Origin of the sequence: Sporosarcina newyorkensis (assembly GCF_900167515.1) — a bacterium.
GTDB classification, from domain to species: Bacteria; Bacillota; Bacilli; order Bacillales_A; family Planococcaceae; genus Sporosarcina; species Sporosarcina newyorkensis.
In genome coordinates, this window is the sequence record NZ_FUYJ01000010.1 from 135,540 (window position 1) to 151,476 (window position 15,937).

The following is a 15,937-nucleotide window of genomic DNA, read 5'->3' on the forward strand; positions in this document are numbered from 1 at the left end:
TCCTCCTAATAGGGTTTTATTTTGTAAGTTGTTTAACAATTTCACTGACTAAGTTTTGCACTAACGCTGGATCAATATTACTGTTTGTTGAAGATGAAACATTATTGATGACTTCTGAGACAAGCTCATCCTTCGTGCTTGCTACTGTTGTTTCGGAATGCTTCGGCAATTGGACTTCTTTTGTGCCGTACGCCATCCGTTTAATATTCAATAAATGCTTCGCCGTTACGTTATCCGATGTAATATTCCCACCGAATGATCCACAACCTAATGTAAATGATGGCATCAGACCCGTCGTTCCACCAACTGCTCCGACAGAAGACATCGTGTTTACCATAATACGTGATACTGGCATTTCCATCGCAAATTCACGCGCTACCGCGTCGATTTCCGTATGGAGCGACAAGCTATGTCCACGTCCGCCGAGGTTAAGCAAATCGAGACATACTTCCTTCGCATGCTTCACGCCATCCACGATATACATCGCAAAGATCGGTGAAAGTTTTTCCAATGAAAACGGAACATCCTTACCGACTTTTGTTTCCATACCAATGATCAGGCGAGTGCCTTCTGGTAAGGAGATACCTGCAAGGCTCGCAATGAACTGCGGGCTCTTACCGACTACTTTCGGATTAATTTTGCCCGGTGCCGGTGAGATAACGCCTTCCATGACCTTCTTCTCTTCATCCGTTAAGATATATGCACCGTTTTTCTTCAACTCACGAGTGACAAGATCGACAACATGCTTATCTACGACAATCGCTTGCTCTGTCGCACAGATCGTGCCGTAATCGAATGATTTACTGTCGACAATATCTTTGACAGCTTTTTCGATTTTTGCAGAACGCTCAATATAGACTGGAACGTTCCCTGGACCTACACCGTATGCTGGTTTTCCAGAGCTATATGCTGCTTTTACTAGCGCACTGCCGCCCGTTGCCACAATCAGATTGACATCTTTATGTGACATCAATTGCTGTGTCGCTTCCATAGAGGCGAGCGTCAAACATTGGATTAAACCTTCCGGAGCACCTGCGGCAACTGCTGCTGCATCACAAACTTTAAGTGCCTCCTGTGTACATTTTACTGCGTATGGGTGAGGGCTTACAACAATCGCGTTACGTGTTTTCAAAGAAATCAACGTTTTGAAAAACGCAGTGGACGTTGGATTTGTTGTCGGGATAATCGCTGCAACCACACCAAACGGAGCTGCAATTTCCACGACTTTATTTAAATGGTCTTCTTTGACGATGCCGACCGTTTTTAAATCTTTAATGCTCTCATAAACGTCACGAGAACCGACTTCGTTCTTGATTTTCTTATGAGCTGCTACCCCCATGCCAGTTTCTTCTACTGCCATTTGAGCGAGACGACCAGATTGTTCAAAGGCTGCATCTGCAACCGCTTTGACGATTTTATCGACTTGCTCTTGGGTGTAGCTCATGAATTTTTCTTGTGCTTCTTTTGCAGTTTGAACGGCCGAGCGCATTTGCTGCAGGGCCAATAAATCTTTATCTACTAACTGAACCAAGCCAAAACACTCCTTCCTAGTTAATTCCGTGAATTCAATAACTCATCGGATCATTTACCATGTTCTGTACAGCTTCTCTAAACGCGTCGGCAGCTGCCTGGCAGGCAGATTGACTACCTGTCAATAAGCCTCCGCCGAAGTTCGTTTCGGAGGGAGGAGCGTATAGTTCACACAGCGTTACATCTGCCGCTTTTAATGCAGCATCCAAGCCGATAATGGCTTCGATTGGCGGTGCAATCAAGTAGGCCAATGATTGTCCGATTGGAATACCCGCCATTTCAGCTAAATAACTTCCGCAACTGGAAATGGTATGTGCATAAAATGCATGGTCAGGATTCCCATTGATCGCTTCAAAATATGCTTCATGTTCAATGGTAACCCGAATCGAATCCAGACCACTTTTTACTTCTTCTGGCGAGGGTCCGGCAATAATTCCGATAAACTCACCAGATAGCGGTCCGGATGAATGAGCAGCCCCTGCATAAAAACTTTTTGCATAGACGACTTCTACATCCGTGTGCTTCGTCGCCGCATCAATCGCTGTATAGCCCACATCATCTATAGTGGTTGTCACTAAACCCAAACTGCGTTGATACGGCTTAAGCTGGAACTTTTCCGCCAGATCATCGCTGACGTTCGGAATGACCTGCATCGACAATATATCCGCAAGAATCTTCATCCGATCCGCCTCCTTAGCCTTCTTTTTGAACAAGCGCCACTCCGCTTGCTTCATATTTCAAGATCTTTTGAATAACCGTTCCTAGATATGCACCGGCTTCGACAGGAGGTATCCCGCCTTTGTGGATATTCGAGATAACCATTCGATCTGCCTCAATCGTGCCATGTCTTGGCTGATAACATAAATAAGCACTCAGTGATTCAGCAGAAACAAGCCCAGGACGTTCTCCAATTAACATGACAACGACATCCGGTTTCAACACTTCACCGATATCATCCATCACAGCGACTCGCCCTTTATCCACATAAAATGTTGTACCCATATCGATATTCAAGTTGTTGAGTGATTGCTCAAGCGACAAATAGACATCTTCAAGATTTTCCTCAATCGCTTTTGCACTCAGACCGTTAGAAGCTACAATTTGAACAACCGGTGATGTTTTACAACGCTCTTGAATCAATGCCTTTCCTTCATCGGAAAGCTTTCTGCCGAGATCAGGACGTCGGATATATTCTTCCTTGTCCGCTACTTTTGAATGCACTTGGAATAATCCCAAACGATCGAGTAGCTCATCCGGCACTTCTCCGTACACCGCATCTACTGCCGCCGCATGATCCAGTCGGAACTGCAGCCACGTTTTCGTTTTGGGACGAGAACCCGCACGACCTACTGCAATGCGAGCAGGAGTCTTTTTACGATACTCCGCCAATTGATCTTCTGTTGGAGTAGTCGTTTCGGCTTTTGGTTTGCCGTATGCCGTAGTAGGTTTCGGTTTGACAGTCGCAATATTTCGTTGCGGCTTCGCTTCATTCGTCGTACTATGGAACGTTACTGCACCGCTTGGTGATTGTTGCGGCCTTTCAGCTGCCAAATGGCCAATCGGTTCCTGTGAAAAGAGCTGTACTTTTTGTTCGTTGCTAGATTGCTGTGACGTTTGTCCGCCACTAGCTGCCTCAAGTTTTTCAACAACCATCTTTGTGATTTGCTGAATTAATTCTTCGTTCAAATCCATCCACCTCCTATCGATTGAACATAGTAAGATCGCCTGCACGCTTGCTCAGTTTTCCATTTTCGTAAATCCCCATCTTCTCAAGCCATTGCAAGTACTCAGGTGCTGGAGTTTTACCTAATGTCTGAAGCACTGTAGCGACATCGTGATAGCTCATGGACTGGTAATTCAACATAACGTCATCGCCCATCGGTGCTGCAATAATGAAATTCACGCCTGCTGCAGTCAGCAAGATGCTTAAATCTTCAATATCGTTTTGATCTGCTTTGATATGATTCGTATAACAAATGTCTACACCCATCGGCAGACCGTGAAGCTTGCCCATGAAATGATCTTCCAGACCTGCACGGATTACTTGCTTGTTGTTATACAAGTACTCCGGTCCAATAAATCCAACCACCGTGTTGACAATATATGGATCGTAGTGTCTCGCGAAGCCGTAGTTACGAGCTTCCATCGTCACTTGGTCCACACCATAATGCGCTTCTGCTGATAGCTCAGACCCTTGCCCAGTTTCGAAATACATCAATTGCGGGCCCGTACCTGTTCCTTGTTTCATCGCCAAGTCTTTTGCTTCAGCGATTAACTCTGCCGAAATACCAAATGAACGATGTGCTTTTTCAGTTCCCGCAATACTTTGGAAAATCATATCGGCAGGTGCACCTTGCTCAATTGCTTTCATTTGCGTAGTAACGTGCGCTAACACACAGTTTTGGGTGGGAATTTCCCACTCATTGATGAAATCCTTCGTAGCATGCAAGACACGTTTTACACTCTCAACAGAATCATCTACCGGATTAATTCCGATAACCGCATCGCCAATCCCATAAGATAATCCTTCTTTTAGTGAAGTGATGATTCCATCGATATTATCTGTTGGGTGATTCGGCTGTAATCGAGACGAAAGCGTTCCTTTTTGACCAATCGTAATATTACAGGTCGACAAGATTTCAATTTTATTTGCCGCGTGTACCAAGTCCAAATTGGACATTAGCTTGGTGACAGCTGCGATGACTTCCGATGTCAAACCGCGGCTAAGACGTTTCAGTTCGCGGTCGCCGACTTCATTGCTTAAAATGTACTCACGAAGTTCTGCGATACTCCAATTTTGAATTTCACCATAGACCTTCTCGTTAATATCATTTTCAATAATGAGTGAGACTTCGTCGCTTTCAATCGGGATCAATGGATTGTTACGAATATCACTCACTAGTAGCTCACTGACAACTGTTTTTGCCGCAATACGCTCTTGGACGGTTTCCGCTGCAATTCCTGCCAAACGGTCGCCAGATTTCTCTTCATTTGCTTTTGCAAGCACTTCTTTTAAGTCGTTGAACACATATCGTTCCCCGCCTAAAGTGGTCGATAAATTCACGTTCGAGGCCTCCTTTACGTTGTGTGGAAGGTTAATGTCTTCACCACGACAGGCACGACACCTGAAGTTAATGCTTTCCCGATGTCAATATAATCGCCTGTTTCCACATTGATTTGGTCAATGCAAATAATGCTTTGTTTTACTTTCAACGCCGCTAATGTCTGACCAAGCACTTTGGCATGGTCCGACTGGATTACCAAAATGATGGGCTGTTCAGGACGTGGTCGTTGATTCATGATCTGCACAATTGCTTTTGCTAATGTTTGCACGTCTCGAAACCCGAGATACGGCAAATTGGATAAATACAGCGCAAAATTTTGTCCTTCTTTCGCGGAGTCATATAAAGCAACCGCTTGTTGAACCGCATTTTCAAAGTTAGATAAACCCGCCTCTAAATCCGCTTCAAAGTCATATTGATAGATCGGTATATTTTTTAGTGGCAATTCATGTGGCGCAACTTGGATTGTCGCTCCGCTAATCTCAGTCGTCTGCGTTCCTGCACCCAACACCGTCGCACGCACAGTCTCAATTGGTTCTTGCCATTCAAAAATTTGCAGTGATTGATTGCGCAATAACGCCTCTGCAAGCTGAATTCCAATATCATCGTACCGGGCAACCTGCTCTTCATCTGAAGCATGACGATACATACACTCGGAAATCCCGCCCGAAAAAACAATTGTATCAACAGGCTGTTTCCAATTCGGTTCATGACCTAGCAATAATACATGATCTTGTGCATGCACTTCTTTTTTCAAGATGCGCGCCATCGCCTCTGCCATATACGTTGTGACGAATTCAACTGCTGCTGCATCTTGTGGATCACCAACTTGCAAAGTGTAGCCTTGCTCTTCCAGCAATCGTTCAACAGGCGGAGAGATTGTTCGCACTTTGCCTTGTTCGAATTCGATCAATCGCCCGCCAATGTGCATCGTGCACGTGCCAAGCAACTGTTTGTCCTGAAATACCGCAATATTGGCTGTCCCGCCGCCAATGTCGATGTTGGCGATGACACGGCCACCTTTGCCCGACTCTTCGTAGCTGCCTGAACCTTTTGCCGCGATGATTCCTTCTAGGTCAGGTCCTGCTGTTGCAACAAGGAAATCTCCCGCTTCATCTGATAACTGATGAAGCATCTCACTGGCATTTCGTTTGGTAGCCGTTTCGCCTGTAATGATGACAGCGCCTGTCTCTATTTGAGCCGGCTGAATGCCAGCCTTTTCATATTCAGAGCGAATAATCTCCTGGACACCTCTAACGTTAATCGTTACCGCATCTTGCAACGGTGTACGGAAGACTGGGCTTTTGTACAATATTTCTTTGTCTGTTATTTCAATTCTCGGCACATGCGTCGCCCCTGCGACATTTCGCAAAGAAAATCGACTGATAATCAGCTTTGTCGTGCTTGTGCCAATGTCAATGCCTGCACTGATGATTGTCTCGTGCTTATTGAAATTGCTCACTCCCACACCTCTTTCTGATTTACCACCTAGTTCAAAGCACCAGTCTCTCGGGTCACTTCGGCCTTTTCGTAAAGGTGCAAAGTACGCACCTTTGTCGATAAGTCCTCCAGTGCCTGTCGAGACTATACGGCGCTTCTCACTTTTGATTTACCATCCAGTTCAAAGCGCCAGTCCCTCGGGTCACTTCGACCTTTTCGAAAGGGTGCAAAAAAACGCACCTTTGTCGATAAGTTCTCCAGTGCCTGTCAAGATTATACGACGCTTTTTACTTTTGATATAAAAAACGCCTTTACAGACCCATGGAAAACCCGTGGGACGTAAAGGCGTCATTGCCGTTTTTATTCACTTGTATGAGCCCTACTATATCAAATTCTCTGATACGTGTAAAGAGTATCAACCTAGGAATAATAAGTGCTCGTCATCTGTTTGCTGTACATATTGCCGCATGGCAGCCAGGTCGTTCAATTTCGTCAGTTCTCTCAAATGGGCAATCCCCTTACCTGTCACCGAGGAGGTAACAACAATCGGCCCTTGATTCATGACAATTTTCAACATGCCGAGTGCTCGATCAATATCGGCTTTTGGATGATCACACTTTGTAATGACACCAATTGGCAGCTTAGAGATTCCCATACTGAAACCTGGTGGAAAAATCAGCTTTTCACTGGTCGCGTCTTGGAGATACAGTACATGTGTCACCTCTAACGCGGTTGCCATAATATTTTTATAAAACATCGGGTTTTCCGTGTACTCGCCAGGAGTGTCGACAATCCAATCGTAATAATTGAGCGTTTGCGTTTTGACCGCTTCGACCTTACGACCTAACAAGGCATTTGTCAACGTAGACTTCCCTGCTCGAACCGCACCGACTAGCATTGCCTTGTTTTTCATCGGCACCACTCCTTATGATTTCGTAATAGCAGAAGGTGTATAACCAAGCATTTCGGATAAAAATCGATTGATCTCCTGCATGGCCATCTCCACCTCGGAAACGCTGCCGACAATTACTAAGCTTCCTGTAAATCGATCCAAGAAACCGATATGGACGTTTGCTGCTTTTGTCGCTAAATCTCCCGCAATGATAACTGTTTCACTTGGTGTACAAGTAAGGATGCCTAAGGCACCCGCTTCTTGTATTCCTAATTTCTGAAACATATCGGGATCGGGATTTGCAATCAAGTGACTGAGGGTAAGCTGTTTACCCGGAACAAATTCCTGTATAAACCGTTTCTTTTCTTCACTCATTCTATATACACTCCCTATCTAACTGATTATGTTCTTATGCCTTTGCAGTAGGAGTTTCTGTTGTTTCTTCATATTCACCTGGACGGATGATTCCAGCCTCACGATCTTGCTTTTCCAACTTCAAAGCAGTTGGAACAGATAACTTATATGCAATGATAATCGCGATGATCCCTGCACTGAATTTCCCAAGAATGACGGGAAGAATAATATTCGGTTGGAAATTCGCTGTAAAGGACAAGTGGTCACCAAGCAAGAATGCGGAACAAACAGCAAATGCAATATTGATGACTTTGTCTTTAGGTCTCATGTAACGAACCAACGAGAACATTGCCAAGATATTTGCGACAGTTGCAAGCAGACCAGCACTACCTTCAGGAGATAGTCCAATTTTTTGTCCAAGCGCTTCCAAAGGTCGAGCCATATACTTTCGAATCAAATAAATCATTGGGAAAGCACCTGCTAGCATGATACCAATATAGCCGGCTGTTTCAAGCGCACGGAATTGGTCCGCTTCATCGGCCATAATCGGGTCAAAGCCCCATGCACCGAAGATTGTTGTGAAAATACCTGTAAATACTTCTACAATTGAGAACACTAACACAAGTTTAATCGCCGCGTCCATTACGCGACCGAAAATCATAAATCCATTGATCATCATGCGAGGGAAAAACTTCAATCCCAAAGCAATCAAGACAACAAAAATTAGTAAAGGCAATAAGTTTATGAAAATCTGTAAATAACTAATTGCAAACTCGTAATTCGATGAAGCTGTAGTGCTGATCACGTCACGTACATCTGTGTTAAACAATACTACCAAGCTAGACGCAATAAATGCACCAATCGGAATCGTCAGTACACCTGACATAATACCAAGCGCCATATATTTATGATCCCGCTTATCGAGCATTGCAAGGCCCATCGGAATGGAAAACACGATTGTTGCACCCGACATAAAGCCGACAATTAACGCCATTACCCATCCTTCATTCGTAACTTTTAATGCTTCAGCTAGCTGATAGCCACCCATGTCTGACGCCAAAATTGTTGTCGCAGCAATCGCCGGATCGGCTCCAATCGAATCAAATATTGGTCCGATAAATTTACTGATAAACCATGTCAAATACGGAATGGATGCCATGATCCCTGCCGCCGGAACAAAAATATGCCCAACTGCGTGTAGACCTGACATGAATTCTTTACCTAATCCTTCTTCCGGATTTTTGATTGAAGCAAATGCACCTGCTATCGCACAGGCCATAATGATATATACGATCACCGTACCAATCATTTCCATATAATTCCCTCTCCCTATCTCTTATATTGTGTAACTAGTTGCCACCCTATACCTACAGACAGTACACCACCGCCTTCAAATTATAAAAATTCGTAATATGTAGAAAAATATAAAAAACAAAAAGACGCTTAAAGAACCTACCTCTTTAAGCGCCTTTGCTTTAATTTATTTACTTGTATTTATCAATAATTTCTTTGGCAAGCGACTCCATTGTCATTTGCCGAGACATACTCGCATCGCGCATTTGTTTAAATGCTTGTTGCTCGGTTAATTGCTCAGCGTCCATTAAGATGCCTTTTGCCCGCTCTACAATTTTCCGTTTTTCGACTTCCTGTTTTGCTTGTTGGACATTCTCTTTCAGCCGCTTCGCTTTATCCGATTGATGAAGCGCAACTTCTACAGCTGGTATTAAATTGGATTCGGAAATAGGCTTTACCAAATAGCCAACCACATTGTCCTGCTGTGCCTTTTCCACGAATTCCTTTTGGCTGTATGCTGTGATGATCAAGATAGGCAAATCCAGTTGCTCTCCAATAATGCGGCTTGCCTTCAAACCGTTCATCTTCGGCATCTTGATATCCATTAAAATCAAATCCGGTTTATGCAGGAAAGCCAGCTCAATAGCCCTGTCTCCGTCCCCCGCTTCTCCCACCACTTCATAGCCATGGTCTTGCAGGGTCATTTTCAGATCCATCCGAATAATCGATTCATCTTCCGCTATGACAATCCGTTTTCTCATCAAAAATTTCCACCTCCGCACCCACTGGAAAAACGATTACTGCGTGGGTTCCGATCTCCCTAGGCACATACAAAAATTCACCGTTCAAATCATTTATCACTAGGTTATGGATGATTTCTGTTCCCAATGAAGTTTGCGGTTTCTTCATTCCAACGCCGTTGTCGGAAACATGAAGTTCTACAAATTCATTGTCCACCTTAAATTCTACATCAATAACCCCGTGTTCTCTACCTATAAATGCGTGCTTTAAGGAGTTTTGTATGAGTTCATTTATGATGAGTGCGATTGAAACCGCTTTCTTGGAGGTTGTTACTATTTTATTGCCATTCGGCTCAATAATCAAGTCTACTTTTAAGTTTAATTCATTCAACACCATTGTTGAACAAATTTTCCTTGTTAAGTTTATAATGTTTACATCGTCATCGTCTGCATGTTCTTTAGCAAGAATAATTTCATAAACTGAAGAAATACTATAGATCCTGTTCAGTGTTTCCTCAAAAGCGGCTCGGCCCTCTGTCGGCACGCCGTTGCGCATCTGCAATCGCAGCAAGCTTGCAACCGTTTGTAAATTATTTTTAACCCGATGATGAATTTCTTTTATGACGACCGATTTCATCATCAATTCTTTTTCTTTCGTACGGAGTTCTGTGATGTCTTGAATAATCAACAATGTCTCCTGCGAATTATTTTTCTCACGCATTTTTATCTTTTTCACAATTAAACTTTTACGTTCAATCGTCATTTCAAATACAAATACATCATCCTTCTGCTCGTATACCTTCTTAAGGAACGGAAGCATTTCCAACAAATCTCTATTCATGATTTCATCGCTTCCACTCATTTCGGAAATAAGTTTTAAGCCGGATGGATTGGCGTACACTAGTCGATTGGAGGAATCTGTCAAGATCAACATTTCCATCAATAAATCCGAAACTACACCAAGCCCCGAATTTGTCATCTGATCTTCCGCGGATTCAGTGACAACTGAAAAGTTCGGCAACTGTTGATCAGTAAGCGGTGGTACGACTTCCTTCTCTTGGATTAGAACTCCAATCACTTGATGGCATGTATTCTTAATTGGCACAACAGTCTGATCCACTACTTTACCTTCCTGTGTCACTGCATGCCGAATAATTGATTTTTTCCCATTCCAATATGAATAAAAGACACCCGGCTCGAACGATTCGAAGACCACTTTACCTACGACGGAATTGTCGTACACCGGTGTACATCCTGGAGGAAATGCTTCTGCCACTACTATCGCCTGGTTGGCTGGTTTAAGTTTACAGTCAATGAACATATAAGCCCCCGATAAGTCTGCATATGTCTGCAAACTAAGTGCCATTTCCTGCAAGATATGAATATCTTCGTCCGTCAAGTTCGTATGCTGTTTGCACAACTGTTCTACTGTAGCTTTGACCAAAGCATCACAACCTCTTTCCAAGAAAACATTTCTCTCAAGAATATAAAATAATTATAGTGTTGTTTTTTGAATAGGTCAATTGGAGGGTTTTAGCAATCTGAAAGGTGTTAACACTTTCAGCCCAAATTCATTTCAAATGGAAATAAAGTGAAGCAATTGGATTAAAAAGATGCCAGGCTCCAAATAAATTCGGGGCCCGGCATTTTCGATTAGTTATTTACTATGGAGGGTAAATGAATGCTTAGAAAATCATTTATTTTCGCCTTATAAGCTCCCTCGTCCATCACAAATGCTTCTCCATGATTCGCGCCATCCACCAAGAATAGTTCTGCGTCACTTTTCGTGACTTCATACAATTCCTTCGTCATATCGGTAGGTACAAATGTATCCGCATTGCCGTGAATATAGAGAATCGGCACATTTGCCTTTTTTACTGCATTTAATGCGTCTGCTTCCTTCAATGAATAGCCTGCTCTAGCTTTGGTCAATACGCTCATATTATCCAGCAGTGGAAATGCGGGCAAATGGAACATCCGATCCATCTGATACGCGAATAACTGGTAGACGGACTGATATGGACTATCTGCAATGATCGCTTTCACCTGTCCAGGAAGCTCCTCTTCTCCGCTAGTCATCAAGACCGTCGCTGCTCCCATTGACAAGCCGTGATACACAACCTCCGTATCTGATCCAAGTTGCTTTACTAAATATTTTGTCCAATCAATAATATCCAAGCGATCCGGCCAGCCAAAACCATAGTAGTCACCGCCACTTTTTCCATGGCCTCTTGCATTCGGCATGAAAATATTATACCCGAGTTCTTCGTAATAATATTGACCATATAACCCCATCTGTTTCGCATGCCCCAAGTAACCATGCGTCAAAATAACCAGCTTATTTGTTGGTAGTTTAGCCGGCAAATAATAGCCCATCAATTCTAGACCATCCCTTGACGTCAACTTCATTTCTTCATAGTCTTGCTCCTCCACCCACTGGCGCCAATCACCGTTTAGAAACACTTCCATCGTTTCAGCGGATACTTTCAAATCCGCATTCCCAGTGAGGAAATCTTTTGGACCTCTTTTGATGGCCAAGTTGTAAAAAAAGAAACTACCTGCTATTTGAAAGACAATAAAGAAGGCGACAACAAAGATCAGCATCTTCTTCCAGCCTATTTTTCTCATATTCATTTCCCTCGTTCTCTCTGTATAAGCACTTTCTCTTATTATACAATGAAAACGAAAGACTGTTTATGACGATTTAGTGAGAAAAGCCCCACCGGATGAATTGTATCCGATAGGACTCTCGCTTAAATTTCCTCATTTATTTTTTGGATTTCTGGTTATTCTCGTGTTCGGTTGCTTTATCTGCTCTTTTAAAATCCTCAGCGTAATGCACTTCTTGAGCGGCTTTAAGACCGTTGTTTTTTTCTGTTAGCGTCTCGTGTGGTGGTTTCTTTTCACTCACTAAACAGCACTCCTTTCCATTTAACTATAGTCTTCCACAGTTTTTTAAAATTAAACACAGCAAGGATTTTGACGCCCATTGGATTTAATTTCAAAACAACGTATACTGACTGCATAAGGAGCTGATAAAATGAAATTTCATATGACAGAAAACGGTTTTGATACAGAAACAGAATTTGGTACATTACACATTTCCTCGAATGAAGAAAAAGGGTTTCGGCCATACCAGTTAATGGTCGCGTCCATTGCGGCTTGCGGAGGCGGCGTTATGCGTAAGATTCTCGAGAAAATGCGTATGCCCGCTGATGATATCTCGATTGAAGTGAAAGAAGTCGTGCGTTCACAAGAAGATGCAAGCCGCTTGGAGAAGATTCATCTTCATTTTACGATCATTGGCTCAGCTATTAAGGAAGAAAAAATGCCGCGGATAATGGATCTTACAGAGAAGAACTGTTCTATGTTGCAATCGGTGATTGGTTGTATTGATGTCGTGAAGACTTACGAGATAGGTAAGTTAAAATGATTACGAAGTCTCCCACTTATCGCTTTGCGTTTGAAGTGGGAGACTTATTTTTTGTAGCTGTTAAATCTCTAAATAAATACGATTTCCAGAAGGATCATAGGTAATAAACGATCCTCTCTCTTCCGTTACAGATGCACCGATACTCTTTAACTGCGCAATAGTATAATCCCTCGTTGCCTCATCTGCCAAAACGATTGTAAACGACTCAAGACCCACACTGTTTTCAGAGGGCGTTGGGGCACCAACTCCAACCCAGGTGTTTAAGGCAATTTGATGATGATATTTGCCCGTAGAGAGGAAAAGCGCCTGATTACCATATCGGTTCACCACTTCGAAACCAAGTCCCTTACTGTAAAATTCCTCAGCCTTTTTCAGTTCCGCCACGTGTAAATGAATATGTCCCATGACTGTCCCGGCAGGCAGGCCACTCCACGACTGCCGTTTTGTTACAGAAAGAAGCTCTTCAAAGTTTAATGGATCCACCGTCATTGAAACTTCGCCATTATTCCAAGTCCATTCAGAAGGATCACGGTCTATATAAATTTCGATCCCATTTCCATCCGGATCTGACAGGTATAACGCTTCACTTACAAGGTGGTCCGATGACCCATAACGCAAACCAATTTCTGCAAAGTGATGAACGATGTCGGCTAAATCAGAACGTTTGGGCAGAAGAAGAGCAAAATGATATAGGCCTGTGGTTCTTCCTTGTTTCGGAATAACGTTTTCTGGTTGCTCAATTGATAACACACTCGTTATTCCATCTGTTGTTAGTTTAACTGCCTTTTCAGTTTTCTCTAATATTTCAAAACCGAGAACCTCCTGATAAAAAACAAGTGAACGATTTATATTTTGCACCTTTATATTTACATGTCCTACATAAGTGTTTGGTTTACTATGAAACTTCATATTTATAACCCCCATTTTCTCTTCCTATGCTTTATTCATTTTCTTGTTTCTCTTTTAAAGTTAGTTACTTTATGTAACTAACTTTAAAAGAGAAACTTTAGTTCGTCAAGTAAGTTGATTACATTTAATTTCAACTCATCATGTTATATACTACATATAAAGGAGTGAACAAAAGTGAAGCAAGCCAATATTTGTCCCCGATTTGAAAAAGCCATCTCGCTTTTAAGTCAGCGTTGGACAGCTTTGATCATCAATCAAATGTTATCAGGACCACATCGGTTTTGCGCTCTCCAATCTTCTATTGGAATTAGCGGAAAGGTCCTGTCGGAACGCTTAAAAGACCTAGAACAGAAGGAAATTATAAAACGTAAAGTTATACCTGAAACTCCTGTTATTATCGAGTATTCTTTGACGGAAAAAGGGTATTCATTAGAGCCGGTTTTGAAAGAAATAGAAAATTGGTCTCAAGCGTGGTTGGATATAGAGCGCGCGGAAAACATAAAGTAGAGGCAAGTCCGAATTTACAATAAAAAAACGGGGCTGGAACGGAGGGCGACTCCAGCGGGAGGTAGCGCAAATGGTGAGACCCCACAGGAAGCGAGGAGGCTCACCTGCGCCCCGCGGAAACATACTAACATTAGTAGTACAGACCAAGGCCATGGTTTGTGCTACTATTTTTTATGGTAGAAGTGAAGGAAAGTCACAGGGACGCTGGGATCTTAGAATCCGTACAAGGAAACCGACTCACTTCACATCCTTATTTGAATCAGTTTAGTATGTTGGATCTTCGAGATCGTGTATAAGAAAGTGGAATCGATGAGGCACTGTGAAGACTTCTATGAATGGTCAAAAGGAGGAAACAAGATGAGTTATGTAATGGCGTTTGATGTCAGTATGGGAAAAAGCGCGGTGGTGATCTATGACGACAATCAGCAGTGTCATTACGAAGGTGAAGTGGAACATACAACAGTGGGGTTCCGTTCACTAAAAGAACAGATTAATTTAGTTAGGAAACTAGACGGTCAACTACCAGAAATCGTATTCGAGGCAACCGGTGTTTATTCGCAGGGCCTAGAGCGCTTCCTACAGAACGAGCAATATCCTTATAGCCGTATAAATCCTCTACAAGCTAAACTACAAATGGCTACAGGTAGTATGCGGCGACACAAAACGGATATCAGCGATGCACATGAACTAGCTAAATCGCATTTCAAGACAGAGCGGAATAAAACCTATGTACACGAAGAATATTTTGAACAAATGCGGGCATTGGGAAGGTACTACGACGATTTAGAACATGAAAGTCGACAATATGCGAACCGATTACATGCATTTCTGCAGTTAAGCTTTCCCTTATTGGAAGACGTGTTCTCTAGGAGTTCTCTTCACTTCTTACAAATCGTACAACATTACCCTCATCCAGATTTGATAAAGGGTTTATCGTTGGAAGAGATACAGAGCCGAGTGAAAGAGACTTCGCTCAAAAATATATCACTTCAACAAGCGGAGAAAAAGGCAGCACTTCTACTGGCAGCTGCTGAAAATTCCTATCCAGCCATTCAGGCGACAGATGTGCGGTGTCAGCACCTAAAGGAGTGTGCCCAACGAGTCAAAGAACTGAAACGCCAGAAAAAAGAGATCATCAAACAGATGGTCCAACTTTCAAAGGAACGTAGCGATTTTCAAGTGCTCATATCTTTTCCAGGCATTGGAGAAGCTACCGCTGTTCGGATTATTGGAGAGTTGGGAGACATTCGCCGTTTTCAAAATAACAAACAGGTGAATGCGTACGCCGGTATTGATATTCAACGGTATCAGTCAGGGAAGCTCCACTATCAAGATCGAATCAATAAACGTGGGAACCGTAGGTTAAGGAAGATTCTGTACTTCATGGTTATTTCCATGATTTCTTTACGAAAACGAACACAAAATACCATTGTTGATTACTATGACCAATTAAAAAAGCAACCCCAGAGTAAGCCTCATAAGGTTGCGGTGATCGCTTGTGTGAATAAGTTCCTGAAAGTCGCATTTCACCTTATTCAACATAGCATCCCCTATAACTATGCATTCGCCATGGCTAGTGCGTAAAAGGATAGCTTTACTATAGCACATTTCTCCTTTCGAAAAACAGCAATTCGTTAGGTCTAATTAGCATATGCAAAAATAAAGCTCAGATTTTACTAATTTTTTCAGTTTAAGCAATTAGATCATGACGGGGGATGGCTTCTTTCGCTCGCTATATAGGATTGGAGCGGAAGACGGTCGACTCCTGGGGGATCAG

General features: G+C 42.8%; 16 protein-coding genes. 3 read left to right on the forward strand and 13 right to left on the reverse strand.

Annotated features, from left to right (window positions below; translation table 11 throughout):
* Positions 1-16 precede the first annotated feature (16 nt).
* From B5D59_RS16405 to B5D59_RS16460, 12 genes are all read right to left on the reverse strand, one after another.
* Positions 17-1,489: an aldehyde dehydrogenase family protein gene (locus B5D59_RS16405; protein ID WP_171805961.1), complete on the reverse strand. Its 1,473-nt coding sequence runs from the start codon at positions 1,487-1,489 to the stop codon at positions 17-19.
* A gap of 76 nt (positions 1,490-1,565) precedes the next feature.
* Positions 1,566-2,210 carry an ethanolamine utilization microcompartment protein EutL gene (eutL, locus tag B5D59_RS16410; RefSeq protein WP_078818696.1) on the reverse strand — a complete coding sequence of 215 codons (645 nt, stop codon included), beginning with the start codon at positions 2,208-2,210 and terminating at the stop codon, positions 1,566-1,568.
* 13 nt (positions 2,211-2,223) lie between these two features.
* Entirely contained in the window at positions 2,224-3,222 is a 999-nt protein-coding gene (eutC, locus tag B5D59_RS16415) for an ethanolamine ammonia-lyase subunit EutC (protein ID WP_009499208.1), read from the reverse strand.
* Between the two features lie 7 nt (positions 3,223-3,229).
* Positions 3,230-4,594 carry an ethanolamine ammonia-lyase subunit EutB gene (locus tag B5D59_RS16420; RefSeq protein WP_009499209.1) on the reverse strand — a complete coding sequence of 455 codons (1,365 nt, stop codon included), beginning with the start codon at positions 4,592-4,594 and terminating at the stop codon, positions 3,230-3,232.
* 14 nt (positions 4,595-4,608) lie between these two features.
* Positions 4,609-6,054 carry an ethanolamine ammonia-lyase reactivating factor EutA gene (locus B5D59_RS16425; protein ID WP_040759975.1) on the reverse strand — a complete coding sequence of 482 codons (1,446 nt, stop codon included), beginning with the start codon at positions 6,052-6,054 and terminating at the stop codon, positions 4,609-4,611.
* A 393-nt stretch (positions 6,055-6,447) separates the two neighbouring features.
* Positions 6,448-6,945, reverse strand: a complete 498-nt coding sequence (locus B5D59_RS16430; protein WP_009499211.1) for a EutP/PduV family microcompartment system protein — start codon at positions 6,943-6,945, stop codon at positions 6,448-6,450.
* A gap of 12 nt (positions 6,946-6,957) precedes the next feature.
* Complete coding sequence (eutS, locus tag B5D59_RS16435; RefSeq protein WP_009499212.1) at positions 6,958-7,299, reverse strand: ethanolamine utilization microcompartment protein EutS; 342 nt, start codon at positions 7,297-7,299, stop codon at positions 6,958-6,960.
* Between the two features lie 34 nt (positions 7,300-7,333).
* Entirely contained in the window at positions 7,334-8,593 is a 1,260-nt protein-coding gene (gene eutH / locus B5D59_RS16440; RefSeq protein WP_009499213.1) for an ethanolamine utilization protein EutH, read from the reverse strand.
* 169 nt (positions 8,594-8,762) lie between these two features.
* Entirely contained in the window at positions 8,763-9,332 is a 570-nt protein-coding gene (locus B5D59_RS16445; protein ID WP_078818697.1) for an ANTAR domain-containing response regulator, read from the reverse strand.
* Positions 9,301-10,755 carry a PAS domain-containing sensor histidine kinase gene (locus B5D59_RS16450; RefSeq protein WP_040759977.1) on the reverse strand — a complete coding sequence of 485 codons (1,455 nt, stop codon included), beginning with the start codon at positions 10,753-10,755 and terminating at the stop codon, positions 9,301-9,303. Before B5D59_RS16450 ends, B5D59_RS16445 begins: the two co-directional genes overlap by 32 nt.
* 209 nt (positions 10,756-10,964) lie before the next feature.
* A complete protein-coding gene (locus B5D59_RS16455; protein WP_009499216.1) occupies positions 10,965-11,945 on the reverse strand; it encodes an alpha/beta hydrolase in 981 nt (326 codons plus the stop codon).
* A gap of 133 nt (positions 11,946-12,078) precedes the next feature.
* The gene (locus tag B5D59_RS16460) at positions 12,079-12,222 is read right to left on the reverse strand and encodes a YfhE family protein (protein ID WP_009499217.1); all 144 of its coding nucleotides are present in this window, start codon (positions 12,220-12,222) and stop codon (positions 12,079-12,081) included.
* Between the two features lie 129 nt (positions 12,223-12,351).
* Between B5D59_RS16460 and B5D59_RS16465 the strand changes: the two genes are divergently transcribed.
* The gene (locus tag B5D59_RS16465; RefSeq protein ID WP_009499219.1) at positions 12,352-12,744 is read left to right on the forward strand and encodes an OsmC family protein; all 393 of its coding nucleotides are present in this window, start codon (positions 12,352-12,354) and stop codon (positions 12,742-12,744) included.
* Positions 12,745-12,804: 60 nt separating this feature from the next.
* On the opposite strand, the gene B5D59_RS16470 is transcribed toward B5D59_RS16465, so the two are convergent.
* Positions 12,805-13,653 carry a VOC family protein gene (locus tag B5D59_RS16470; protein ID WP_078818698.1) on the reverse strand — a complete coding sequence of 283 codons (849 nt, stop codon included), beginning with the start codon at positions 13,651-13,653 and terminating at the stop codon, positions 12,805-12,807.
* A 174-nt stretch (positions 13,654-13,827) separates the two neighbouring features.
* Here B5D59_RS16470 and B5D59_RS16475 point away from each other — a divergent pair, with 174 nt between their 5' ends.
* Entirely contained in the window at positions 13,828-14,160 is a 333-nt protein-coding gene (locus B5D59_RS16475) for a winged helix-turn-helix transcriptional regulator (RefSeq protein ID WP_078818699.1), read from the forward strand.
* Positions 14,161-14,517: 357 nt separating this feature from the next.
* Positions 14,518-15,744: an IS110 family RNA-guided transposase gene (locus tag B5D59_RS16485; RefSeq protein WP_078818701.1), complete on the forward strand. Its 1,227-nt coding sequence runs from the start codon at positions 14,518-14,520 to the stop codon at positions 15,742-15,744.
* Positions 15,745-15,937 lie beyond the last annotated feature (193 nt).

What these genes read in the sequence shown, in the direction of transcription:
- B5D59_RS16405 (WP_171805961.1), bottom strand. Translation starts at nt 1,489, where the DNA reads ATGCGCTCGGCCGTTCAAACTGCAAAAGAAGCACAAGAAAAATTCATG.
- eutL (WP_078818696.1), bottom strand. Translation starts at nt 2,210, where the DNA reads ATGAAGATTCTTGCGGATATATTGTCGATGCAGGTCATTCCGAACGTC.
- eutC (WP_009499208.1), bottom strand. Translation starts at nt 3,222, where the DNA reads ATGGATTTGAACGAAGAATTAATTCAGCAAATCACAAAGATGGTTGTT.
- B5D59_RS16430 (WP_009499211.1), bottom strand. Translation starts at nt 6,945, where the DNA reads ATGAAAAACAAGGCAATGCTAGTCGGTGCGGTTCGAGCAGGGAAGTCT.
- eutS (WP_009499212.1), bottom strand. Translation starts at nt 7,299, where the DNA reads ATGAGTGAAGAAAAGAAACGGTTTATACAGGAATTTGTTCCGGGTAAA.
- eutH (WP_009499213.1), bottom strand. Translation starts at nt 8,593, where the DNA reads ATGGAAATGATTGGTACGGTGATCGTATATATCATTATGGCCTGTGCG.
- B5D59_RS16445 (WP_078818697.1), bottom strand. Translation starts at nt 9,332, where the DNA reads ATGAGAAAACGGATTGTCATAGCGGAAGATGAATCGATTATTCGGATG.
- B5D59_RS16455 (WP_009499216.1), bottom strand. Translation starts at nt 11,945, where the DNA reads ATGAATATGAGAAAAATAGGCTGGAAGAAGATGCTGATCTTTGTTGTC.
- B5D59_RS16465 (WP_009499219.1), top strand. Translation starts at nt 12,352, where the DNA reads ATGAAATTTCATATGACAGAAAACGGTTTTGATACAGAAACAGAATTT.
- B5D59_RS16470 (WP_078818698.1), bottom strand. Translation starts at nt 13,653, where the DNA reads ATGAAGTTTCATAGTAAACCAAACACTTATGTAGGACATGTAAATATA.
- B5D59_RS16485 (WP_078818701.1), top strand. Translation starts at nt 14,518, where the DNA reads ATGAGTTATGTAATGGCGTTTGATGTCAGTATGGGAAAAAGCGCGGTG.